General features: G+C 50.2%; 25 protein-coding genes. 15 read left to right on the forward strand and 10 right to left on the reverse strand.

Annotation, left to right across the window (positions count from 1 at the left end; translation table 11 throughout):
• Positions 1-90: 90 nt before the first annotated feature.
• The 3 genes from KNQ04_RS12425 to KNQ04_RS12435 all read left to right on the forward strand — a co-directional run bounded on the left by KNQ04_RS12425 (position 91) and on the right by KNQ04_RS12435 (position 3,030).
• A complete protein-coding gene (locus tag KNQ04_RS12425) occupies positions 91-684 on the forward strand; it encodes a hypothetical protein (protein WP_214851092.1) in 594 nt (197 codons plus the stop codon).
• A gap of 27 nt (positions 685-711) precedes the next feature.
• A complete protein-coding gene (locus tag KNQ04_RS12430) occupies positions 712-1,905 on the forward strand; it encodes a hypothetical protein (RefSeq protein ID WP_214851093.1) in 1,194 nt (397 codons plus the stop codon).
• A 132-nt stretch (positions 1,906-2,037) separates the two neighbouring features.
• The gene (locus tag KNQ04_RS12435) at positions 2,038-3,030 is read left to right on the forward strand and encodes a phosphotransferase (protein ID WP_214851094.1); all 993 of its coding nucleotides are present in this window, start codon (positions 2,038-2,040) and stop codon (positions 3,028-3,030) included.
• Between the two features lie 114 nt (positions 3,031-3,144).
• Here the strand turns inward: KNQ04_RS12435 and KNQ04_RS12440 are convergent, their stop codons facing one another.
• Positions 3,145-4,608 (reverse strand): potassium/proton antiporter, encoded by a 1,464-nt coding sequence (locus KNQ04_RS12440; RefSeq protein WP_214851095.1) that lies wholly within the window; start codon positions 4,606-4,608, stop codon positions 3,145-3,147.
• A 160-nt stretch (positions 4,609-4,768) separates the two neighbouring features.
• Here KNQ04_RS12440 and KNQ04_RS12445 point away from each other — a divergent pair, with 160 nt between their 5' ends.
• From KNQ04_RS12445 to KNQ04_RS12485, 9 genes are all read left to right on the forward strand, one after another.
• Positions 4,769-5,641, forward strand: a complete 873-nt coding sequence (locus tag KNQ04_RS12445; protein ID WP_214851097.1) for an SDR family NAD(P)-dependent oxidoreductase — start codon at positions 4,769-4,771, stop codon at positions 5,639-5,641.
• A 232-nt stretch (positions 5,642-5,873) separates the two neighbouring features.
• Positions 5,874-6,359: a GNAT family N-acetyltransferase gene (locus KNQ04_RS12450; RefSeq protein ID WP_214851098.1), complete on the forward strand. Its 486-nt coding sequence runs from the start codon at positions 5,874-5,876 to the stop codon at positions 6,357-6,359.
• 73 nt (positions 6,360-6,432) lie between these two features.
• The gene (locus tag KNQ04_RS12455) at positions 6,433-7,482 is read left to right on the forward strand and encodes an oxidoreductase (RefSeq protein ID WP_214851099.1); all 1,050 of its coding nucleotides are present in this window, start codon (positions 6,433-6,435) and stop codon (positions 7,480-7,482) included.
• A gap of 187 nt (positions 7,483-7,669) precedes the next feature.
• On the forward strand, positions 7,670-8,755 hold the full coding sequence (locus tag KNQ04_RS12460; RefSeq protein WP_214851100.1) for a C39 family peptidase: 1,086 nt from the start codon (positions 7,670-7,672) through the stop codon (positions 8,753-8,755).
• A 146-nt stretch (positions 8,756-8,901) separates the two neighbouring features.
• Positions 8,902-10,569 (forward strand): DUF2339 domain-containing protein, encoded by a 1,668-nt coding sequence (locus KNQ04_RS12465; protein ID WP_214851101.1) that lies wholly within the window; start codon positions 8,902-8,904, stop codon positions 10,567-10,569.
• A gap of 137 nt (positions 10,570-10,706) precedes the next feature.
• Positions 10,707-11,540 carry an iron uptake system protein EfeO gene (gene efeO, locus KNQ04_RS12470; RefSeq protein ID WP_214851102.1) on the forward strand — a complete coding sequence of 278 codons (834 nt, stop codon included), beginning with the start codon at positions 10,707-10,709 and terminating at the stop codon, positions 11,538-11,540.
• A gap of 2 nt (positions 11,541-11,542) precedes the next feature.
• On the forward strand, positions 11,543-12,784 hold the full coding sequence (gene efeB, locus KNQ04_RS12475) for an iron uptake transporter deferrochelatase/peroxidase subunit (protein WP_214851104.1): 1,242 nt from the start codon (positions 11,543-11,545) through the stop codon (positions 12,782-12,784).
• Positions 12,768-14,453: an FTR1 family iron permease gene (locus tag KNQ04_RS12480; RefSeq protein WP_214851221.1), complete on the forward strand. Its 1,686-nt coding sequence runs from the start codon at positions 12,768-12,770 to the stop codon at positions 14,451-14,453. The genes efeB and KNQ04_RS12480 overlap by 17 nt, the downstream gene beginning before the upstream one ends.
• A 94-nt stretch (positions 14,454-14,547) precedes the next feature.
• Positions 14,548-15,009 (forward strand): YflT domain-containing protein, encoded by a 462-nt coding sequence (locus KNQ04_RS12485; protein WP_214851105.1) that lies wholly within the window; start codon positions 14,548-14,550, stop codon positions 15,007-15,009.
• A gap of 61 nt (positions 15,010-15,070) precedes the next feature.
• Here the strand turns inward: KNQ04_RS12485 and KNQ04_RS12490 are convergent, their stop codons facing one another.
• The gene (locus tag KNQ04_RS12490) at positions 15,071-15,235 is read right to left on the reverse strand and encodes a hypothetical protein (RefSeq protein ID WP_214851106.1); all 165 of its coding nucleotides are present in this window, start codon (positions 15,233-15,235) and stop codon (positions 15,071-15,073) included.
• Positions 15,236-15,299: 64 nt separating this feature from the next.
• Positions 15,300-15,836, reverse strand: coding sequence for a flavodoxin family protein (locus KNQ04_RS12495; protein WP_214851107.1), 537 nt, complete (start codon positions 15,834-15,836; stop codon positions 15,300-15,302).
• 151 nt (positions 15,837-15,987) lie between these two features.
• Between KNQ04_RS12495 and KNQ04_RS12500 the strand changes: the two genes are divergently transcribed.
• Positions 15,988-16,656 carry a hypothetical protein gene (locus tag KNQ04_RS12500; RefSeq protein ID WP_214851108.1) on the forward strand — a complete coding sequence of 223 codons (669 nt, stop codon included), beginning with the start codon at positions 15,988-15,990 and terminating at the stop codon, positions 16,654-16,656.
• Here KNQ04_RS12500 and KNQ04_RS12505 read toward each other — a convergent pair.
• Complete coding sequence (locus tag KNQ04_RS12505; protein ID WP_214851109.1) at positions 16,630-17,490, reverse strand: alpha/beta fold hydrolase; 861 nt, start codon at positions 17,488-17,490, stop codon at positions 16,630-16,632. The two genes, KNQ04_RS12500 and KNQ04_RS12505, sit on opposite strands and share 27 nt — an antisense overlap.
• A 114-nt stretch (positions 17,491-17,604) precedes the next feature.
• On the opposite strand from KNQ04_RS12505, the gene KNQ04_RS12510 reads away from it, so the two are divergent.
• Both KNQ04_RS12510 and KNQ04_RS12515 read left to right on the forward strand, forming a co-directional pair.
• Entirely contained in the window at positions 17,605-18,609 is a 1,005-nt protein-coding gene (locus KNQ04_RS12510; RefSeq protein ID WP_214851111.1) for a helix-turn-helix transcriptional regulator, read from the forward strand.
• Between the two features lie 132 nt (positions 18,610-18,741).
• The gene (locus KNQ04_RS12515) at positions 18,742-19,068 is read left to right on the forward strand and encodes a hypothetical protein (protein WP_214851113.1); all 327 of its coding nucleotides are present in this window, start codon (positions 18,742-18,744) and stop codon (positions 19,066-19,068) included.
• Positions 19,069-19,285: 217 nt separating this feature from the next.
• Here the strand turns inward: KNQ04_RS12515 and KNQ04_RS12520 are convergent, their stop codons facing one another.
• From KNQ04_RS12520 to KNQ04_RS12545, 6 genes are all read right to left on the reverse strand, one after another.
• A complete protein-coding gene (locus tag KNQ04_RS12520) occupies positions 19,286-20,263 on the reverse strand; it encodes a hypothetical protein (RefSeq protein WP_251137036.1) in 978 nt (325 codons plus the stop codon).
• Positions 20,260-21,306 carry a DUF58 domain-containing protein gene (locus KNQ04_RS12525; protein ID WP_214851115.1) on the reverse strand — a complete coding sequence of 349 codons (1,047 nt, stop codon included), beginning with the start codon at positions 21,304-21,306 and terminating at the stop codon, positions 20,260-20,262. Before KNQ04_RS12525 ends, KNQ04_RS12520 begins: the two co-directional genes overlap by 4 nt.
• Positions 21,307-21,308: 2 nt before the next feature.
• Positions 21,309-22,217 (reverse strand): AAA family ATPase, encoded by a 909-nt coding sequence (locus KNQ04_RS12530; protein WP_214851116.1) that lies wholly within the window; start codon positions 22,215-22,217, stop codon positions 21,309-21,311.
• Positions 22,218-22,356: 139 nt separating this feature from the next.
• A complete protein-coding gene (locus KNQ04_RS12535; protein WP_214851117.1) occupies positions 22,357-22,572 on the reverse strand; it encodes a DUF3006 domain-containing protein in 216 nt (71 codons plus the stop codon).
• Between the two features lie 12 nt (positions 22,573-22,584).
• A complete protein-coding gene (locus tag KNQ04_RS12540; protein ID WP_214851118.1) occupies positions 22,585-23,451 on the reverse strand; it encodes a ComEC/Rec2 family competence protein in 867 nt (288 codons plus the stop codon).
• Complete coding sequence (locus KNQ04_RS12545) at positions 23,448-23,999, reverse strand: histidine phosphatase family protein (protein ID WP_214851119.1); 552 nt, start codon at positions 23,997-23,999, stop codon at positions 23,448-23,450. Before KNQ04_RS12545 ends, KNQ04_RS12540 begins: the two co-directional genes overlap by 4 nt.
• Positions 24,000-24,012: the final 13 nt, after the last annotated feature.

A 24,012-nucleotide genomic window follows, 5' to 3' on the forward strand; every position in this document is an offset into this window, starting at 1 on the left:
CGAAGCGGTTTCGTCAAGTAATCGTCATCTTCACTTAAGTATTTTCCCCAATAAACCGTTATACTTAAACATGGAAAAGAGGGATGTCGCTTGAAATTAACGAAAGCCAATACACGTATTTTGGAAACATTGTTACCCCGTCTGAACGTCAACGCGGAAGAGCCGGAACGGACGGACATCGAAAATCAATTAAGGGCAGATTTGTATGAGGCCCAGCGACAACAACGTCCGTTCGAAGAAATTCACGGGCAAACGCCGGAAGCGCGACTCGATACGATGATTGCCGCGATTCCGGAACAGCGTCGGGTCGAAACGCAAAAACGCTGGACACGAAACTATGTCTCGAGCATCTTGATGTATATCTTCATCGAGGGCATCGATGGTGTGTTCCAGTTCGCACTTGCTGATTATTTGTTGTTTTCAATCATTGCCTTGTTCTTGATTGACGCGATGTCGATCTTAATCACATCACCGAAAATGCGTGACGTCAAAAAACGTGTCTGGGGACAATTCATCATCAGTTTCGTTTTGTTTGCTACGTATAAAGCAGTCTTGATTACATTCGTCCCGAACCCGGATGTCATCTTCCAGGTTAGCGGAACACCATCTTACATCATCGGAGTCGGTGGCTTGATTGCTTTGTACCTCTACTGGTCGAAGAACCCCTTACGAAAACGCGCCTAAACGAATCGAGAGAGGAGTGGACGGATCATGGAATTTACGCACTGGAAAAGACGTCTGCAAGATCATTTTGAACGGATGGGCTTTACGTTACGGATTGAACGGCTTGCGATGCAAGACATCATTAAACTCGAGGCGACACACGGTGCCTTTTTATTTTTCCCCGTGACGATCAACCTGTATGAACGGATGGGCTGGAAAATGATCGCAATCGAATCGCATCATCCGGAAGCGGTCGAAGATGCGTTCGCTGAAGCTCAAATCCAGTCCTTGTTTCAATTAACGATGGTGACGTTCGAAGAAGAGGAACGTGAATTTTTACTCGGCTTCTATAGCAATACCGGGCGCTACTTGACGGATCGGGACTCGCCGACGGGACAGTTGCTCGCGGCGATCGAGCAGGAATGGTACGACGGAGCGACGGTCCGGATTGAGACGTTCGAAGAATTTCCCGGACTGTTCGTCGCCCCGCCCTTCGCGCACCAGTCGTATGCCTTTGCTGCAGCGGAAGGCAACTGGCATTTATTCGTCGGCCGGACGGGGCGTCCTGCGAACGATTACCGGTTCGACGGCGAAGTCCTGATGCCGCACCGGATTGCGGATAACGAACTGTTCACGATGACGCCGCTCGCCGTTGCGATTGACGATGCGACGGCACTGCGGGACGAATTGCGTCAGGAGCGGTATGAAATTAAACAGTTCCACGCACAGGTGATGCAAACGATTCGTCAATATGATCCGTCGTTCGGCTTCGCCTGGCGGGGCACGGTGACGTTTTTCCACGGCGTCCCGGTCAATCCGTTCGCACAACGCTTATGGCTCGAGGACGGACACAAACGGTTCCGGGTCATGCAACAGGCGTCACAGCGGATTTTAGCACTCGGTGAGACGTGCAAGGAGGCGATTGACGCCCTTGACACGGCAGTCAGTTCGGGTGAACCGGACGGAATACCGGTCAGTGCGGTCGGACAACTGATTCTCGGAATTTGGCAACAGTTCGAGTCCGATGAAAATACTTACTTGACGGAAGTCGTCTGTACCGGAATTTCACGGACACAAGCGGAGAACCGGATTCGGCATGGTCTGGCGCGGCAGGAAACGATCCTTTGGATTGAACGTTCCCAAAACGGTAACGACCGATTTCAGTTCGCGGGACTGTCGATCACGTTGCCGCACCGCCCACCCGGGATCATCGAGATCAGACGAAAAGACGAGCAGCATTGAAAGCGTCTCGACCCCTCTGTAAGGGTGTACGAACCCCGCCACGCTGGCATTGCGGCTTCGCGTGGCGGGGATTTTTGTGTATTACAGGAAACAGCCACAACACCGGAACGACCGGTGGAATAGGAGGAAACGATGCAACCCGCTCAATTTGACAGGATCTGCCGATTATTCGGCCTTGGTGAAAGGACGGAACATCCGCGTCCGCTCTCGGGCGGTCTGATCCATAATATGTATGAACTCAACACGACACAAGGACGGTATGCCGTCAAATGCTTGAATCCACAGATTATGAAGCGACCGGAAGCTAGAGGGAACTTCAAAGAGGCGGAAGACATCGCACTGTTTGCCGGGCGACACCTCGCTGCCCTGCCGGCAAAGCGACTTCGGGGAGAAGCTGTGCAACAGATCGGCGACCGGTACGTCCTCCTGTTTGACTGGGTCGACGGCAGCGTCCTGTCGCGAAAGGATGTGACAGCCGCCCATTGTGAGACAATCGGCAGCTACCTTGCGCGCGTCCATCAACTTGACTTCGAAACGAGTCTGATGCCGGACGATGTAAGGACGGTCGGTCACGACTGGGCCGCCGACTTGAAGCGCGGACACGCGATCGGTGCCGAGTGGTGTCATGCATTATCCGGCATCGTCAAGGCATTGCCGGTATGGGAGAAACAAGCCATGCGGGCACGTGCCGCACTATCGACCGGTCTCGTGACCAGTCACCGCGACCTCGACCCTAAAAATGTATTATGGACCCAAACAGGGCCGGTCGTGATTGACTGGGAATCGGCGGGACCGATTTCCCGCGGGCTGGATGTACTCGAGACTTCCCTGTACTGGTCGGAGGACGAGACGGACCGGGTGAATGCGGAAAAATTCCAAGCCTTTCTCCGCGGGTACACAAGTCAGCATAATCTGACGGGTGTCGAGTGGTCAGCCGTATTCGAGGCGAGCTACTCAAGTAAACTCGACTGGCTCGCCTACAACCTCAACCGGACGTTCAGTACAGACCGAGCGGAACGACAGGTCGGGACAGAACAAGTGAGTCAGACGATTTCAGATGTAACCCGACATACTGAACGGCTTGAAACGGTGAAGCAGTGGCTACGGATGATGCCGCGGCACTAGTCATAAAGGGATAAAAAAAGGGATCGGCCATGTGCGATGGCCGGTCCCTTTTTGGTTCTCTACAGCTACCTTGTCTAGACGCTAGGACGGGAGTTACCTGTATCCGCTGATGCATTAAATACCGAGCGAAGCAATCAGCTTACGAATCCGTTCTTCCGATTGTTTCGGCGTCAAAATCAGCAGTTGGTCGCCCCCGATCAAGCGGGTTTGCCCGCGCGGGGTGATGATCGCATCATCACGGATGACAGCGACGACGAGTAAGTCTTGCGGCATTTCAATCTCCTGTAACGTCCGACCGTCGATGCGACAGAAGGACGGGACGCTGACTTCGACGATTTCCGCATTCGGATTCGCGACCGTCATGAATTGAATCAATGGCTCAATCCCGATGACGGGTTTGACTTCGAGCTTCATGACCCGGACGATCCAGGGCAGTGCCGTCCCTTGCAGCAAGGCCGAAGTCATGACGGTAAAGAAGACGATGTTGAACAACAGATACGCGTTCGGAAGCCCGCTCGAGAGCGGATAGGTCGCAAGGATAATCGGGACGGCACCGCGCAGTCCGGCAGCCGTGATGACACTTTGCTCCCGGTAGTTGTAGCGAAACGGCAGCAGCGATAAGAAGACGGCGAGCGGCCGTGCGACGAGAATTAACGTCACGACGATGACACCGGAGATGAGCAGCGTCCGCGGCTCGAGCAATTGCTGCGGGAAAACGAGCAGTCCGAGCATGATGAACATCCCGACTTCCGCAAGATGCGACAGGCTGCCGCTGAAGCGGATCAAGATGTCGCGGTAAATCATATCGTGGTTACTGATCCAAATCCCTGTCACGTAAACGGCGAGAAAGCCACTCGCATGGACAGTTGTTGAAACTCCGTAGGAAAGCAAGGCACCGCTAATCAAAAGTGTCGGATAGAGTGCTGACGACTGGAGTTTGATCCGGTTCATCAACTCGGTCAAGAGCCAACCGACGAACAGCCCAATCAATAGCCCGATGCCCATTTCGTACAGCAAGGACCAGATACCGCTGATGATGGAAAAGCTTTTTGGATCGAGCGCCAGTTCCGTAAAGAGAATCGTCAAAAAAACAGCCATCGGATCATTCGTACCGGATTCCGCTTCGAGTGTATGTTTGACTTTCTCATCGACAGGACGTCCGCTCAGTAAGGAAAAGACGGCGGCTGCGTCGGTTGATCCGACGAGTGCCCCGACGAGCAGTGCCATCGGCCAACTGAACCCAAGCAAGAAGTGGGAGACAACAGCGATCAAACCGGTCGTGACGACGACGCCGATTGTCGCAAGGGACAGGGCGGCAGGCAGAACACGCCGAAAGTCGTCCCATTTCGTATTCAGCCCGCCATCAAACAAAATGATGACGAGGGCGATCGTTCCGAACAGACGTGCTTGTTCGAAGTCCGAGAAGGCGATCATTCCCGTGACATCGGTTCCGGCGAGGATGCCGACGAAAACAAATAGGATCAGCGTCGGGACGTTGAGGCGAAAGGAGAACTTAGTCGTGAGTATCGCGAGTAATAATAAAACACCGGCAAGTAGTAGGACGGTTCCTTCGTTCACACGCGTACCTCCTCAAAAGAAAGCTCATTTCTTTTAGTATACGCTAATGTAAGGCACCAGATACACGAAAGTCTTTTTACGAAATGATGTGTATAAATTGTTTGAAAAAGGAATCAACAAGTACATGGTATTTCATTTAATCAATTGGAGGCGAAAATTTATGAACATTTGTATCGTGACAGGGGCAAACTCAGGGATGGGGATGGTGACGATTCAGGAACTCCTCGAGCGGGGTGACCGGGTCATCGCGACCGTCCGCTCTGAAAAGAAGGCGACCGCCCTCGTCCAACTTTTACGGGAGCACGGTGTTGCACATACACATCTTGAAATTGAAGTCGTTCAACTCGATCAACTGGCGTCGGTCCGGCGCTTTGCGGACCATCTGTTTGAAAAAATCGGACGTATCGACCGCTTGATTTTAAATGCGGGTGTCATGGTACCACCGTATCATTTGACGAAAGATGGTTTCGAGTCGCAGTTCCAAGTCAATTACTTGAGTCATTTCTATTTGATTGAACGGCTGTTACCACTCCTGCAACAAGGGAACGACCCACGCGTCATTTCGATTTCCTCGCTGGCCGGCGAAGGGGGACTTGTCCGGACGGATATCGAGCTCGAGTCGATTGCCCACGTCAAAAAAGAGCACTATGGCCCGATGCGCTCGTACCGCGAATCGAAATTGCTGCAAATGGTCCATATGCGGGAGCTCGCAGAAAAGTACGGCGACAAGGTGACGTTCGTCAGCGTCCACCCCGGTATCGTCAATACGGATTTGTTCTACCGCGGCAAGTACGGCAAAGTCATGAAAACGATTTTAAAACCGGTCGCACAAGTCGGCTATTGGACGGGGAAACTCTATACACCGGAATACGGGGCGAAGACGGCGTTATACCTTGCGACGACGACGGACCGGATCGAAAATGGTGGCTACTATGCGGACTCTGCACCGCGCCTCAGTAACCCGATCGTCGAGGATGATCCGTACCGCGAAGCGGCGCGGCGCCTGTCGAAAAGTTGGGTCGGGCTCGAGTAAAGGCAAAAAAAAGGTCTACCGGCTCGTGGGAAGCCGGTAGATTCACGTTGTGAAGACTGGGGGTCTGATCACGTACTTAGAATACGCGATTTAAAAATAGAATAGATAAATATGAAAAAAATCACAAAATGATGCGATTTTGTGATTTTTTGTTTCATGCGAGCAAATCAGTTTTCTTCTGCCGTCGTTTTCGTTAGGATAGAGAAGAATTTTTGGTTATAGGAGGTACAACATGATACGACTAGCTACATCACAAGACGTTCGAAACATCGCAACACTACTTGAGCACAAGGCGCTTGCACTCCAAGCGGCAGGCAGCACGCAATGGGCAGCCTACCTTGAACAAGACATCGAGGCACTCGTCAAAAGTGACCTGGATGCCGGAAGACTGTTTGTTTTTGAAGAAAACGACCAGTTGCTCGGTTCCGTTGCCCTGCTTCCTTCGATGGAATGGGATCGCTCACTTTGGGCAGATACGGAAGGTCTTTATATCCACCGGATAGTCGTCAGTGATTTGGCGAAAGGACGCCGCGTCGGAAAACAGCTTCTTGATTATGTGATTGAGTTGACCGACTTCGAAGGCGAGACGCTTCGTCTCGACTGCGTGGCGTCGAATGCCTTTTTGAATGACTATTATACGTCGGTCGGCTTCACGTACCAAGGCACATATGACGGATTTTCGACATATGAGTACGAACGGATTGAAGCAACGGCATAATCCGTCATTTGTTCAAGACAAGTCGTAGCTGCTTTGTTAAGGTAAAAGAAAAGGAATTGCGAGGAGTGATGGGATGCGACTTCAGATTGGCTTCATCGGCTTCGGTAAAAGTACGACCCGTTACCATTTGCCCTACGTCATGATTGATCCGCATTTTGATGTGACGTGGATTTATAATCGGACGGCAAAACCGGAGTTAGAGAAAAAATATACGGACAAGTTAGCACACGTCCAGTTCACGACAGATCTTGAAACGATGCTGTCAGACGAACAGCTTCAAGTCGTCGTCATCAATACACCACCTGCGACACACTTTTCTTATGCCATGCAGGCGTTACGACACAAAAAAAATGTCCTCGTCGAAAAACCGTTTACCGTCACGGAACAAGAGACGGTGCAATTGTTTGAAGAAGCGAAGAAACAGGGTGTCAAACTACTGGCTTACCAAAACCGCCGCTTCGACAGTGATTTTCAGGCGGTCGCACAAGTCATCGCTTCCGGCAAACTCGGTCGGATTGTTGAGGTCGTTTCACAATTTGACCTGTACCGTCCGGATGCGGCACCTTCGAATACGGCGCATGAAAATGGTGCCCTCTATAGTCTCGGTGTCCATACGATGGACCAAATCATTGCCTTGTTCGGAAAACCGAACCAAGTCGCGTATGACATCCGGACGGTCCGCGGAACGGACATCCCGGATGATACGTTTGCGGTCGACTTTTATTACGACGACTTTAAGGCGAGCGTCCGGACGAGCCATATTGCCTTGACGCCAGCGCCACGCTGGATGATCCATGGAACGAACGGGACGTTCATCAAACAACATGTCGACCGGCAAGAGCTTGACCTGAAGGCCGAGTATTTTCCGGGCGAGGACGGATTCGGTGAAGACTCGGAGGATGATTTTGGTCGTTTGCTCTACCATGACCAGCATGGTCATCTGCAAAATGTCCGGATTCCGAGTCCAATCGGTGACTATGGTAAATTATATCGGGCATTTTACCGGAGCATCGTCGAAGATACCCCGCTTCCAGTGACAGAAGAAGAGACGACGTTCGTCGCCCATCTGCTCGAGCAGGCGTTCACTCAACCCTCCCCCTTTATCGTCAATATTAAAAATTGAATTTTATTTGATGACAATATAATTAAATCTTCTTGTTGTGCGTATACAACAGGAGGATTTTTTTGTTACAAAGAATGAAGATGTTGCTATTTTTCAGAATTTTCTTTTGAAATTATGATTATTATTTCAAAAACTTGGGAAAAATGGTGTATGTCATTGTTTTATCATTTGAATAAGGGGGTCTATCATGAAGAAAATCATCACAAGCTTCATCGTGGCTGGATTGATGTTTGGCGTATTCAGTCCGTCACTCGTCGCGCATGCCGCAACAAAATTGACGATCACGACCGCAGTCTTACGTGTCCGCGAAAAGCCGACGACATCAAGCAAAATTCTCGGGAATGTTGTCAAAGGTAACGTCTATACGTCTAAAGGAACATCGGGAAGCTGGTACAAAATCACCTATAAATCGCGGACGGGATACATACACAAGGATTACGTCAAGACATCCACGACGTCCTCGAAGTACACATCAACCGGAACGAAGTATACGACGGTTGGGACACTCAACGTCAGAACGGGTCCGAGCACAAAATATAAATCCGTCACCCAGCTTGGTAAAGGCGTGAAAGTAGCAACGTATGGCACATCAGGTAGCTTTACGCGCATTTTATACAGTGGCAGTTACCGTTATGTATCGACACAGTACGTAACGACAAAAAAACCGACCACGACGACAACTAAAAAATTAAATGTTCCGTATTACAACCAATATTCATTAGGGTACCCGTCAGGTTGTGAGTTCGTTTCATTGAAGATGGCCCTCGAATATAAGAAAAAAGCAGTATCGGCAGCATCGCTCTACAACCAGATGCCAAAAAGCATGAAAAATGCGACGTACAAAAATGGGAAATACTACTGGGCAGACCCAGAAAAGATGTTCACGGGGAATCCTGCCGGAACACTCGATTATTACAAGAACTGGGGGATTTACCCGAAAGGCATTCTCCCACTCGCGAAAAAATACCGGAGTGGTGCCGTTGATATCTCGAAACAGGGTGTCAGTAAAATCGAACGTGAAATCCGGAGCGGGAATCCGGTTATCGTCTGGGCGACCGTCGATTTCAAAAATCCGTACGGCTACTTCTCTTGGATTAAGCCGGACGGTAAAACGTTTACCGGATACCGTAACTATCACGTCATGCTCGTGACAGGTGTCTCAAGCAGTTCGTTTTACGTGTCTGATCCGTATCGTGGGAAATACGCCGTCAGTCGCGCCCAGTTTACGTCGGTCTACAACACGACGGGACAATATGCGTTATCCGTCCGCTAATTTCATTCACCCCGGTTGCTGTCGATTCATGAGACGGCAACCGTTTTTTTATTTAGAATTTTTTTTGGCTTCAGAAAAAGAAATAGAGGGTTCTTCAAGGGAAGCGGGTAATTGGATTACATAGACATTTAGAAGAGGGTGATGAGATGGAAGAAGAGCGCCTCGCGAGGCTCGAACAGGAAATCGAAGCATTGAAGGTACGTGTTGCCGAACTCGAACAACCAGGTCCGCTGGCGGAACCGGTCAGGCAGACGAGTACCGTCACTGCACCGAAGCGGCGCCCCGCCTTTGTCAAAAAGGAGCAGCCGCGCGGCGAGAAAAAACAGCGGACACGCGATGAATGGGAACATGTCGTGGCGACGGTCTGGTTACCACGGATTGCGGCGCTATTTGCCGCAATCGGAGTCGTATTCTTATTTTCATACGCCTCGATTTCCGGTTGGATTAATCCTGCGACCCGGATTGGCAGTGGTGTCTTGATTGGTCTGTTATTGATGGGACTTGGTGAATTCCAGTATGAAAAAAAACGTCCTGATCTCGGAATCGGGCTGGTTGCGACAGGGACGATCGTATCGCTCGCTGCTTTATTCGCTGGCATGGCATTGTACCAGTTTTATCCGCCGACGCTTGCCTTGTTACTGGAACTCGTCGTCTTATTCATCGCATTTGGTCTCATGATTTGGATGCGTTCTCAAGTTCTCTTGATCCTCGTATCCGTCACTGGTTTTTTACTGCCGTTTCTACAACTGGCGGACGAACCAAACATTCCGTTATTTCTCATCTACGAAGTCGCGTTGTTTACTGCCTTATTTGGAGCTGCCCTCCGTTTGAAGGCGAAACAAGCATTCCCGGTCAACTGGGTATTCTTTACGCTCGCTATACTGTATAGCAGCATCACGCTATCATTCATGACACGAACGTTTCTCGACGAATTGAGCGTGTTGCTCGCAGCAATCCTTGGGTACGTCGGGGCGGTTTATGTCGGACATCAGTTACGGCTGAATCGGAATTACCCGGGTTATGCTGCAGGGGCAGTCGCCCTAATCAGTTTAGCCGTTATCGATTGGCAGTGGGGGGCGCTCGTCGCACTCGGCCTTGCGGTGCTCGCCTACGCCATTACCAACTACTCGAAAGACCTGTGGCACAATGCAGTCGGTCACGCGGTAGTGTTATATGCGATTACACAAATCCCGTATGCGACGATCGGGTTGAATGAACAGTTCCAACCGTTGTTATTTGCAGTCTTTTTAATCGGGCTGTGGTTCGTCAACCGCCAACAGATGCCGTATCAGCGGATGACGGGACTCGTGTTATACGCTTACTTTGTCTTCGATCAAATCAGCCAGTCGGGCATCTATCGTGCGATGAGTGAATCGTTTGGATTAACGGTCTTCGCCTTGATCCTTGCGACGGGTGCCTTGATCTATCTCCTCGTGAAACAACATCATGAGATGGTCGAGAAGGGTACTTTCCAAATCAGTTTGGTCGTCGCAGCCGTCGGCGTGCTCGCGACGTATACGTTACTCGTCATGGAACTACCGTTTTATGACGGGCTCGACGATACGAATCGCAGTACGACGTTATCGGTTGCTTATATGTTACTCGCCTTTGTCCTCGTCACCATCGGTCGAATCCGTAATCTATCCGTCTGGCGGTTGTCTGGATTACTGTTACTCAGTGTCAGTGCGATTAAGCTGTTGTTCTTTGATTTATCGTTCTTGACGCTCGTTCAAAAAGCCTTTGTCTTTATCGGGTTCGCGATTGTCGCCTTCATCATCTCGCGGACGTACTTCAAGAAACGAAAAAACAGTTAAATGATCAATGCCCCGTCCTGATGATTGTTGTCAGGGCGGTTTTTTTCACGTTTTCCGCAAAATTTATATTGATAACGATTATCATTGTCGATTATACTAACAACTGAACTTACTTAACGACTTGGAGGAAATGAACGATGTTACATAAAAAAGTACTGACACTGAGTGTGTTATCATTCGCAACCCTATTAGCTGCGTGTGCCGAGCAAGAAACTGTGACGAAAGCAACGCCGAAATCGAACGATGGACAATTTGACCAGGTCGTCGCCGATTACCGCGATTATGCGATCAACGAATTGGATGCCTTCACGAATAAAACGGAAGCGTTTACTACTGCCGTCAAGGAAGGTGATCTGGAAAAAGCGAAGGCCCTCTATGCACCAGCACGAATGCATTACGAGCGGGCGGAACCAATCGCGGAAGTCTTCGGTGACCTCGATCCGAAAATCGATGCCCGTGCAGGTGACGTCAAGGAGTCAGCGTGGGGCGGTTATCACCGGATCGAGCAAGGATTGTTCGAAAAAGGGACGACGAAAGGATATGAGAAATACGCCGAGCAATTGATGGCGGACGTCCATCTCTTACGTGCCAAAGTCGAGACGGTCGACGTGACACCGGAATTACTTGTCACGGGTGCAACCGATTTACTAAACGAGGTCTCGACTTCGAAAGTGACAGGAGAGGAAGATCGTTATTCACATACGGACCTGTATGATTTCGCGGCGAACGTCCAAGGGGCGGAAAAGATTTATCAGCTGCTAAACCCGAGTCTGAAGAAACAAGACGCGGCCTTATCTAAGGAAATCGCAGCGCGCTTCAAAGACGTCAACGACCTGTTGGCAGCGAAAAAGAAAGGGGACGGCTATGTCCTCTATACGGACTTATCGAAAGCAGACGTCAAACAGTTGAGTCAAGCGATCAATGAGCTGGCAGAGCCCCTCTCGAAAATGGGAATCGTCCTGGAGGGATAACGATGACACGACCAACATTAGAAGCAGGTGTCACCCGGCGTGACGTTTTAAAAGTCGCCGGCTTGACCGGACTCGGCGCTGCCTTGTATGCAAGTGGGGTCGAACGGTTCTTGCCCCGTGCCTTGACGGCGACCGCATCCGATCAAGTCCCGTTTTACGGAACATACCAGGCAGGCATCATGACGCCAGTCCAAAACCACGTTCAACTCGTCGCCTTCGACGTCAAGACCGAGCGGCGCGACGACTTAATCGATTTACTGAAGCGCTGGACGCGGGCCTGTGCCCGCCTATCAGCCGGTTTGTCACTCGGTGAAACGGATAATGCGTATGTGCCGCCGGACGACACGGGGGAAGCTGACGGTTTATCAGCAAGTCACTTAACGTTCACGTTCGGTTGCGGGCACAGTTTATTTGAAGGCGACCGGTTCGGGATCGGACATAAACGTCCAGCACTGTTACGGGAATTACCAACATTTGATCTCGATCAACTCGATCCAAAATGGTCCGGTGGCGACTTGATTGTCCAAATTTGTGCAGACGATCAACAAGTCGTCTTTCATGCCTTACGCAATTTGACCCGGATTGGTCGTGGCGTCGTGAAGATCCGCTGGACGCAAGCCGGGTTTCAACGTTCAAAAGTTGCAGACGCAACAGGTGGGACACCACGCAACTTGTTCGGATTCAAGGACGGGACCGGCAACCCGGACGTGACAAAAGCAGCGACACGGGACGACACGTTATTTTATCAATGGCAGGACGGTTCGCCGTGGCTGACGAACGGAACGTTTCTTGTCGTCCGCCGGATTCAGATGCACCTCGAAGTCTGGGACCGGACGATCCTAAAAGAACAGGAACGGACTTTCGGACGCGCGCGTGCCTCGGGGGCACCGCTCGGTTCAAAAGACGAGTTCGCGTCCGTCACGCCGGCGAAGCGGACGCTGCGGGGGGAAGCGGCACTTCCGGCTGATTCACACACAGCGGTCGCCCATGGCGAAGGGAAGGTGCAGTTGCTCCGTCGCTCCTATTCTTATCAAGATGGCATTAACGAGACGACAGGTGCGCTCGACGCCGGATTGTTGTTCATCTCCTACCAGCGGTCACCGGAGCAGTTCATCACGATCCAAAAGCGGCTCGCGCAGTCTGACCGGATGAATGAATACATCACTCATCGTGGAAGCGCGTTGTTCGCCTGTTTCGGCGGTATTCAAAAAGGGGGGTACATCGGTGATGCGCTTTTTGCCTAAAATCCTGATGCTGATATTTATTCTACTTAGTAGTTTACCGACTGCTTTCGCTGCGGCTGATGCCCAAACGGATGCGTTGTATGTTTCTGTCGGGCAAGCGATCTCCGCTGTGCAGGCAAAAGATCGAACGCTGTTACGCGAACGACTTGATACGCTCGAACAACAAGTCAATCAACTCACTGGTTCTGACGAAAAAACCCTGATCGAACAGCGTCTCGCAACGTTAAGCCAGCACGAGCAGGCGTCATTTACGACCATCCGTACCGACTTGACGGCTCTGTCGGGCGCCGTCCGAAAGCTCGAGGAGACGTTACGACCCGCGCAAGATGATGCCGCACGCACGCGTTTGCTTGAGTTACATGACGTGACGAAACAGATGCGTCAAGCAAATCCAACTGAACGGAAGAGTCTCGAACAGACCTTGCTACGGGAATGGACGGCGCGTGAACAAGTCGTCCGTGAAGAAAGCATCGGTCATTACGGAAAAGTCGAGATGGCACTCGCTGCGATTCGGATTGCCCTTGCCCGTGAGACGTTTGACAAAGCAGAATGGAACGAAGCACTCGATCAATTTGATACGAGTATCGACTCGTTTGTCGCAGGCGACGTCGTCGCGTCCACGCAACGTGTCGGCTTAGCTGAACTCGTTTCATTACTGAATCAAGCGACAGACGCCTTAACAAACGACGACATCAAGCAGGCGAAGTTGACGTTGACATCCTTCATCGCTAAGTGGCCAAGCGGAGAAGGGGAAGTCCGGACTCGCGATAGTGCACTCTATACGCAAGTCGAAACGGATGTACCGATGTTAGTAGCCCGCTTAAACGGAGAAACGCGTGAATCGACGCGTGCCGCCTTAGACGAATTGAGTAGATCATTTGAACAGCTTGGGCAACAGACGAGTTATACGTTCATTGATGCGATGCTCGTCATGGTCCGCGAAGGGCTTGAGGCGTTGTTGATCATCAGTGCCCTCGTCGCCTTAACACGAAAAGCCAAGCTTCGGGGAGAACGTCACATTTGGTTCGGAGCCGTCCTTGGACTCCTCGCAAGCGGTGTTCTCGCTCTCTGTATCCAATTCTTTTTTGCGACGGCACTCGCAAGTGTCGGACGGGAACAGATTGAAGGCTGGACCGGTCTAGTCGCTGTCCTCGTCATGGTACTCGTCGGGCACTGGTTACATTCGAAAACGGCCATCGCCTCAAGACAGACACAACTTGCGACAGACGTCTCACGGATGTCTCTTTTCCTCGTCAGTTTCCTGACGATTTTCCGCGAAGGGGCGGAGACATTACTGTTTTATGTCGGTATGGCACCGGCAATGACCCCGGTCGCATTAGGCGGCGGGATTTTACTTGCTGTTGTTTTGATTGGTGTCGGCTCGCTTGCTGTCATCTATTTCGGTGTCCGCCTCCCGATTCGTCAGCTGTTTTTAGGCGCGACGGTCCTGATTTACGCGATGGCGTTCAAAATACTTGGCGTGAGTTTACATGCGCTGCAATTGACAGGAGTGCTTCCAGTCCATCCGCTGCCGCTGCCTGCCGTCACCTGGATCGGATTTTATCCGACACTCGAGACAACGCTACCACAAGTAGTCCTCGGCCTTTTGATTGCTTGGACGGTCGTTCGGAAAATTCGGAAACCGGAACGGTTGAGACAAGTTTCTTAAGCAGTTTTTAATATCCATGTTTTATTCATTATGTTTCGGGAATAACTTTATATCGGAGTAGCCATTTCGGCTGATATAAAGGAGATGAACAGCGATGATTGAAACACGTATTGTCCGTGACATGACTGCCGTTGATGCAGAGGTAACGAGCTTGAAGTCAGGCGGGTATTCAAATAAACAGATTTACATTTTCGCAAAAGACGAGGAACTGGCGGAACGGATTGCAAACGATACACAGACGCTTCCTTATCGCGTCACGAAAAAATCGTTCTTTGAGACACTGATGGCAGCTGTCCGTACTAATCGTAAAGACCGGATTGCCCAGCTGTCTGAGCTCGGGATGACAAAAGATGTCGCGGAGAGCCTAGAAGACGAAGTCCGGCATGGACATATCGTCATCGTCGGTTCAAAATCAGATCTCATCAATCCAGCATACGCGGCGTCATATGTCGCAGATGAACCGAATGACTATGGTGCCGGCGTCCCGAAACTTGCGGATGAAGAAACGACGACGACGTTACCTGCTGACCAAAATGTAAAACTGAAAAAAGATTGAACCACAAAAAAACGGGTTTGCTTCTGCAAATCCGTTTTTTTGTATGGGGAATTTTTTATTTTCAACTCGATGTTTGCATTTTATCGTGTTGCGCTAAGCGAGTCTCTAATCGTACGGCGACAGTTGTATGTTCCACACGTTGATACAGTTGTTCCAGTTGAACGATATGATTGCGTGTCTTAAGACGTTTCCACTTGTGTGCATTGCGTTTTTTCGACAGTAACATCATCGCCACCTCCAAATAGTTGCCTTAACTGAACTACTCGAAATATTCCCCGACGGTTCAATCCTTAAACGTAAACCTCTGACATTTTTTGACGGAAGGCATCGATTTCTGTTAAAGCCTCTTGGTCATGTGCGACATCTCCCGGTGCGTTGCCTTCTGCTAAGATGGCCGTTTCGAGTCGTGCCCCAAGGAATTCAGCGATGTGTTCGAACTGCATGACGAGCGCCTGTCCTTTTACTTTCGGATCATCGCCACCGACGGCAATCAAGTGGAATCGTTTCCCCTGCATCCGCTCCCGAAAGCGTAAATCCTCGTCTCGAAGGGATTCACTGAAGCGATCGATAAAAAGTTTCATCTTCGTCGACATCGAGTACCAGTAAATCGGGGTGATGAAGACGATATCTTCATGTTGCAACATCTGTTCGACGATACGCCGGTAATCATCGCCGATTGGTAAAAATCCACCGTGGTGCCGCCGGTCTTCAACCGGTTGGATCATCAGGTTGGCGAGGTCGACCGACTCGTGAGGAATCCCCTCAAGCGCGTGCACACCCAACCACTCACTGTTTCCTTTTCTAGAACTGCCGTAAATCGTATACATCTTCGTTCCATCTCCTTTAGTTCTCACTATTTGTCCATTGTAGGGCAGACCGGAGAAGGAAATAAACTGATTTGCTCGGTTTGATGGTTTTGAAACCATCGATTGCGGAAAAAGACTAACAGCATAATCGGAACAGAGGAGGAATAGCCGGATGGAAAGAAGTACCTTGATTGCATTAGAGAAACACTTATACGCGATCCATCATGATTTTGACGGTCTTGCACGCCTGATTACAAAAAAATTGATTCATTTAAGCCAGGTCGCGGCCTCTGTCGAACATTTTCGGCGAATGAGCTTTGATATTTATAAAACGCGCGAGTCGATCGGACAAATCTCGCCTCAAGTCCTTTACGAGACGGCACTGGATTATGAAGATTGGCTCGACGAAGAATTTGACGAGATTCCTGCCAGTTGGCAAATCAGTCGGGAAGAGGATCGGGCGCTTGAGCAATTATGGTGGTTCGAATTTTTCCGGATTCAAGCAGAACTCGAAGAATGGCTCAGTCTTTACTTAATTCGACGGATTCGGGAAGACATCCGTTACGTCCCGCCCGTCATCGAAAAGAATGCTTATGCACTTTCGGATGACGCCCGGCACGTCTTCTGGCGTTTGTTGCAACGGTCCGTCGCCAAACCTTCGTCAAAAATCAATGCCAACCAATTGACGTGCCGGATGGGGATCGCAGAAATCGCCCGTTGCGCCCGCTTGAATCAAGAACGGACAGAACGGGCAATCGATGAATTGACGACACGCGGCATCATCTCGATCCTTGAAGAGAACGAAAAGATGAAGTTACATGTCCGCCTGCAAGTGATTTAACCGAATGAACCGTTCAATCATTCGTTCATCGTGTCTTGCCGAGGGGCCAATCCAAATCAAGTGGCCAGGACTTTTCGATTCGATGAACTGGGCATGGGGAATCATCCGTTGTGTATAGACGGCATGCTCAAAAGGAACGGCGCGGTCTGCTTTCGAATGAACGATCAACACGGGGCAGGTAATCGCCCGAAGTGTTTGCTGCTCGAGTTGCTGTGTGATATCAAATAAGACGCCGCGTCCCGGTCCATTTTGAAGACCGACCGCATAAAGGAGTTGCTCGTCTTCCGGCGTCAACTGAGCGCGGATGTCGTTTCGTTGTAAAAGACTTGTCATCTCGACCATGCGGACAGCGGCTTCCTGTGGAAATTTTTTAAGTTTATCTTTAACATAGTTCCAAAGCACCCACTGGATAAAGTGAAGGGGACGCTGCATCAGCGGCTGAACCAATACCGTCTTATAGGGAAGCGAAAGGTCATGTGACATCGCACACGCGAGGACAAGCGAATCGACGGCTGGATTTCGGCTTGCGAGTGCGAGTGCAGTCGGTCCACCTGCAGAAATGCCGTAAACGGTATAGGACGTAAATCCCCGTGAGTGCATCCAGCCTTTATAAAATGCCGCTAGTTGGTCAGGAGACTCCGCTACCCGTAGCGGAGTTTTTCCATATCCAGGACGTGAAGGGACAATGACCCGGTAGCCCGCTTCAATCAGTTGTTCGACATGATAGATTTCCCGGTAATCGGATTGTGTCCCGTGAATCAACAAAATGATTGGACCGGTCCCACTATCTCGGTAATCAAATGAATGACCTTGCCATTCTGTGATTAAATGCATCCAAATTCTCCTAACGATATAAATTTTTCCAATTTATTGTTAATATCATGTGTCATTTACGGTATACTCAAAAGTATAATCCAATATCTTGAAGATAGGAAATGAGGATGTCCTGTGACTATTGAAAAATTATCAAACCGTGATCGTCTGCTGGCTGTCCGAGAAATTTTTGAAAAAAAATCAGATGAAGAAACAACGTTGACGCTTGAAGAGTTGAGCGTTGAATTATCGAAACGTGGCTTGATTGAAAAATTATCACGCAAGTCACTTAAGGATGACATCGATGCCTTGGCACGGTCAGGATTTGACGTCGTAAAAGAAGAGACCAAAAATGGACTGGCGACGCCCTATCACCTCGTCAGTAGACGGTTTGAGCACCATCAGCTCCGACTACTCGTCGATGCGATCGCGAGTGCCAAATTCATCTCAGAAAGCGAGACGACGGCGCTCGTGCGGACTATTCAGTCGTTGACGAGTGAACGGCTCGCAAAAACATTGAATCCCGTCATCCATACCGTCAAAAAACCAAAAGGCAGTATCCCGTTTTCGATTGATACGATTCAAAATGCCATCACGGAGCAAGAAATCATCAGCTTCCAGTACCAAGGGAAGTTTAATGAACGGACGCGGAAATTCGAGTTACGGCGCGATGGCGAATTTTATCTGGTCACCCCGGCCCACTTGATCGTCGATAACGGAAACTATTACTTGATTGGACGTGACGAACGGTTACAACAGATTCGGACGTACCGCGTCGACCGGATCGTCCAGTGCAGCGTGTTCGAACCGACCGATAGACCGGTCGAGGTGGATCCGACTTACTTAAGTAATATGTTCAACATGTATGGTGGGGAAGAAGAACAATTGACGTTGAAATTCCACGAAAGTGTCATGCCGACTGTTGTCGACCGGTTTGGAACAGAAATCCGGTGCCGCCGGATTGAAGAAAATTGGTTCGAAGTCAAGGTCAGCGCTTTGTTCTCGGAAGGATTCATGATTTGGTTGATTCAGTTCGCCAATCAAGCAGAAATCATCGAACCGGTCGTCCGACGTGACGCGTTTCGGGCGAAGGTTTTGCAGTTAGCCGAAGTGTACCAACACGATTCACTCGTAAAGTAACGAAGAAAAAGTGTCTTTACATCGTAGAGACACTTTTTTGTCGTTTTTTGTCGGATATTCATATTTGAATATTTTATGGGGACTTTTCCGTCTACTATTAAGGGTATCTGATACTTATGTAGGAGGAACGATATGCTCCAGATGGAAAAGCGACGTACACGCGACTGGGTCGATGGACTAATGTATCTATTCTTCATTTGTCTGTCCTATATATCGTGGTACTTATTATTTATTTTCGCCTTTAACTTATTATTTACGGAAGACCTATTGGAATCGATGGATATCGTCATCTTTGGTTTTAGTCCGTTATTCGCACTAGCCATCACGGTTTTTTCGATTCGTCTCTTAAAACGACACGGACGCCCGCGACATACACCGGTGATTCTTGGGATTTATGCTCTTTCGACGGGAATTTTACTTTATTACTCGATCGTCTATTCGCTCTTGCCGCGGATTTAACGAAACTTGCATCGGACCGCTATTTGGAATATGCTACGCTTATAGTCTATGCAAATGAGGGGGGATACGATGAACACACAGTATATCCTCGACTGGATGCCACTGTTGATTCCCGTCGGCGCGATCGTTTTTATTGTCGTCATCGCACGGAAAGCGTCTAAAATTGATTCGTCTAAATGAAAAATCTCCAATCTCTTTCGCAGAGATGGAGATTTTTTTATCGTTCGATGCGTTGGCGGACTTGTTGGCGGAAAACGTGTAAGTCGTAAGCGGGCTCGCTCTGACTAAACTCAATCCCATCAATCAGCCGGGTATTGCGTTCGACTTCCGGGAACTCGATCCGTTCGAGCCACTCGTATGTCGTCTCATCCCGTTTCCGCGGAAATGCGTGTTCGAGTTGGGAGGCGATTTTGAGCAGCGGATGATGACTTTGTTTTTTGACCGCAGCCTGCCGCACTTTAGCGGGAGGGCGGATTGCCTCTTCGTATTCCGCTGTAACAACACGACGTTTTCTGACGACGTACACCGTCACGATGACAATGACTAAAGCGAGGAGAAGACCGAACAGGTTCAAGAATTCGAGTGTGCCTGAGCTCATCGTCGCTTGTTTGACCGATTCGATCGGTTTTACTTCACTGAAGTCAGCACCCGTTTGTGTCTTTTTATCAATCAGTTCAGCAAGCGGTATCGTCCAAGTGAAGAGCGACCCGAAGGCTTCGAGCGCCGGGCGCATCAAATTCGCGACGGAGCCGAAGAATGTCTCCTTGACGAGGCGAATGAGAAAGACGAGCAAGAAACTTACACTCAGCGCAAGCGAAAGACTTAAGAAAATTCGGCGCCACTCGACGAGGTGTTGTTTCAAAAAAGGAATCAGAAACAAAAGCGTTAGTAACAAATAGGCACCGGGTGAAGGCGTCAATCCCGGATACAACAAACTGATCCCGACGAAACCAGCACCGGTCAGCGCGAAGCGGTATTCGAAATCAATCGTCTCGAGAACGGCAGCAAGCGCTGTCGCGAGTAACAAAAGAATACTTGCGACCGGTGAAAAATAAAAGATTATGCAAGCAGTCAGAAGTTGTAAACTGATGCGGATTTTACGGACAGGAATCAAAGCGAAGACCGGGAAAACAAGCAAGAAAAGTAAAGAGGTCTGCAATAGACTGATGACGAGTAACCACCAAACAAACATCATGCGCTCACCCATTTCTGCCGATGACCAAGATGGATTTCCGCGGTCGTAGACGGAACGACTCGTTTAAGGCGCTTCGTGAAGTAGCGACGCTCAAAGGGTAAGTCGTACTCCGAAATCCGGGCGAGGCACTCCATCGTCCGTAAAAATTGTTCTTTCCCCCGACCGGACGGGACGTGATACCATTGCCCCTCACGGTTGACCATCGAAATCCATAAGCTGTATGAAGCCTCTTGCTGTTCGAGCTCACGGATGATCGTTGCTGCCCGCGACAAAAGTTTCTCGAAATCACTCCGTAAAGACAGACCGTTACTCGATAGACCATCGATGATGATGGCATAATCGTGGTTCCGCATCCGGTCATATTGATAGGAATACAGCTCACCTGTCTTAGCATAGGCAGACCAATAGATGGTTTTAGCATCCCCGGCGTACGGAATGACGGAATGAAAACTTGATCGGTCCGTAAAGGGACTTGAGCGGTCGAGCGTCTCGCCTGGCATTTGCCGTTCGTTCCATTCGACGGAAGCAGGGGCGAAGTCAGGGAAGACGTAACCGAGTTGTTGAATCGGTAACGTCACATACAACGTTACTGTATGAAACGGGTCAGAAATCATCAGGTCAAACGACTGAATCCGAATCGTTCCGCGGTGCGCAGCGATGACTTCGATTTCAAACGGGACGATTTCATTTTTACCGACGAGGAGGTGATGGCGCCAAAATTGACTACCGGCGCCGTCGATCCGGACTTGTTCCCCAAGCAATCCGGAAATGGTCACTTTCCCAAGCGGAAATTTTGTCGGGTTTTCGAGTGTGAAGGGGATGGCGAAGGAATCGTCCCGGAACGCACGCATCGTCTCAAGCAACTCGACATTGATCCGGCGGCCCATGTACTCGAGATACATCGGCATGTACCAGCCGTACAAGACATAGGCGGCAAGAATGCCCGCAAGCAGTAAGGAACCGTATAGCGCACTAAATAGACCGGTGACCCCGACAAGGAATAAGAAGACGGGATGAAAGGCTCTCGGTGTAATCAATTGCATGGTTACACCTCAGTCGGTACAGTCAAGGATTCGAGGGTTTGTTTGACGAGTCGTTCATTCGTCATCTTCAAGGTCGCTTCGAGTGTCAAGACGAGCCTGTGCGCAAGAAGGGGCTCCGCTAACCGTTTGACGTCTTCCGGCGTGACATACGTCCGTTCCTGCATCCAGGCCCGTGCTTTGGCGGCTTTCAGCAAAGCGAGGGTGGCTCGCGGACTTGGTCCAATCTCAACGTCACGATGGGCACGGAGCGCATCACAGACGTCAAGGAGATAATCCTCGACCGCTTCCTCAATCGTCACGGCAGCGACTTCTTGTTTCCACGCGTTTAACTGTTCGAGTGGGAGATGCAGATTCATTGACTCGAGGTGCGCTCCCCGTAATAACGCTTTTTCTGCTGCGCGGTTAAGCGGGGAAAACGAAAGCTTAAATAAAAAGCGATCAAGTTGCGCTTGCGGCAGTGGGAACGTCCCGTGTCCGTCGAACGGATTTTGGGTGGCGATGACGAAAAAATGTTGCGGTAACGTATATGAGGTATCGCCGATCGTCACCTGCGCTTCAGCCATCGCTTCGAGCAATGCGGACTGCGTCCGGGGCGTCGTCCGATTGATTTCATCGACGAGTACGATATTCGCGAACAGAGGACCAAACCGTTGTTCGAACGATCCCGTGAGCGGGTTGAACAGCTCCATTCCGAGCAAATCGGTCGGTAACGTATCGGCTGTACACTGGACACGGGAGAACTTGGCGTCGAGTGAATGGGCTAACGATTTCGCAAGCGTCGTCTTGCCGGTACCTGGGCGGTCTTCAAGTAAAATATGTCCTTCGGCAAGTAAGCCGATCAACAGATGATCGATGACCTGCTCTTGTCCGAGGACCGATTGTTTTAAGGACGTACGTAGTTGTTGGAACATAGTTAACTCCTCCTTGATTTCTTCTTCATCATAAAGTGTACGAAAATTCAGACAAAATCGCTAGTGATTCGGGTGATTTCTTCAAAATAATCCCATCATCAAAAAAAGAGTCGACACTGGATTGTGTCCACTCAAAAGATCAATCTTCGAATAATTCATCCATTAACTGTTCGACTTCCCGGCGGCGATTTGCCGTTTCCGTCCGCAAGATTCGGATTGAGCGTCCTTGCCATTCCAGTCGGTCACCGATTGTGGCTGCAACCGGCAATCGCCGACGTGGTACCGTGATGGTTTCACGGGCTTCAGTCTCACACAACGCAAGGTCGTCCTCGAATGCGGTGACTGTCATCTTCATCGTCCTGCCTCCTTAGTTTGGTCTTAAATCTTTTCGGCTTTTGACCGTGATCGCCGTTCCGTCCGATGTATATTCAATCGTGCCCATCCGGTCAGTCCGGTCAATCGTGATGCCTTCTGCCGCCAGTGCATTCATGACAGTCGGTCGCGGGTGTCGATACGAATTACCTTCTCCTACTGAAATCAAGGCACGGGTCGGATGGACGGCTTGAAGAAACGGGATCGACGAAGAGGTATCCGCACCGTGGTGACCAATTTTTAAGACATCTGCCTTAACGTCGAGTCCTGCTTTTAGTAATTGTTGCTCCGTCCGAATCGGCGCGTCCCCCATGAAGAGGAACGTGTTGTCTTTGTTTGTCATGCGGAGGACGGCACTCCAACTGTTTAAGTCACTTGTCCCGTCCGTGACAGGGGCGATGATTTCGAGCTCGACCGATTCGCTCGGAATCGTGACGCCGGCTTTCGCTGTTTTGATCGTCACACCCTCTTCTTTAACGGCGAGTAAAAAATCGCGGTATGTCTCTGTCGTATGGTTGACACGCGGCGCGTATACGCGCTCGACGTCAAGTTCTTCAAGGACGGTGTCGAGACCGCCGATATGGTCTGCATCCGGATGTGTCGCAATCAGGGCAGTGAGACGCGTGACGCCGAGCGCTCGTAAGTAGCGGACGACATCGTCTCCTTTTCCGTTATTACCACCATCAATCAAAATCGCATCCGTCTTCGTTTGGATGAATGTGCTATCGCCTTGGCCGACATCGAAGCCGTAAACGGTCACTTCCGAGCGTGTGTCGTCCGTCCGTTGCGCCTCGTCCTCGCGTGTCATATAGAAGATGACAATCAATCCGAGAAGCAGCAGGATGGTGGAGGCCCATTTCATCGTCGGACCTCGCTTTTCTCGAACTGATACAACATGCCGTTACGCGGATGCCGGAAGCGGGGACCGGTGTAGCCACGTTTTTTCAACGCTGTCCGCATTAAGATCATCATCCCGCCATGGCCGACGAGAAGAACCCGTTCATCGTTCTCAAACGCCAGTTGATTCAATAACACTTCAATCCGTTGATTGGCGTCCTTAATCTGTGCTTGAATTCGTTTGCTGAACGGGGCGACGAGCCGACCGATGATCGCCCAGGCGAGGAAAGGCAGACGAATCCGTGAATTGATCGTCGGGAATGGAACTTCTCGTAAGAGGTCGGTCACGATGATGTCCTCCTCATAGACACTTTTTGCTGTCTGGATGGCCCGTGGCATGCTGCTCGCATAACAGATCGTCCAGTCCGTCTGTCCGAGTTCGACCGGTTTGACGTCGATTGCCGAACTGTCATACCGTTCAATCCAGGCTTCGATGTCGGAAGCACTGATCCAGCCTTTCGTCGGATATCCTTCCGTGACGCGGTGATGTCTGACTAATCCAATCGTTTTCATACTGTTCAACGGT

The sequence above is a fragment of the Exiguobacterium sp. s193 genome (assembly GCF_018618755.1).
GTDB lineage: Bacteria > Bacillota > Bacilli > Exiguobacteriales > Exiguobacteriaceae > Exiguobacterium_A.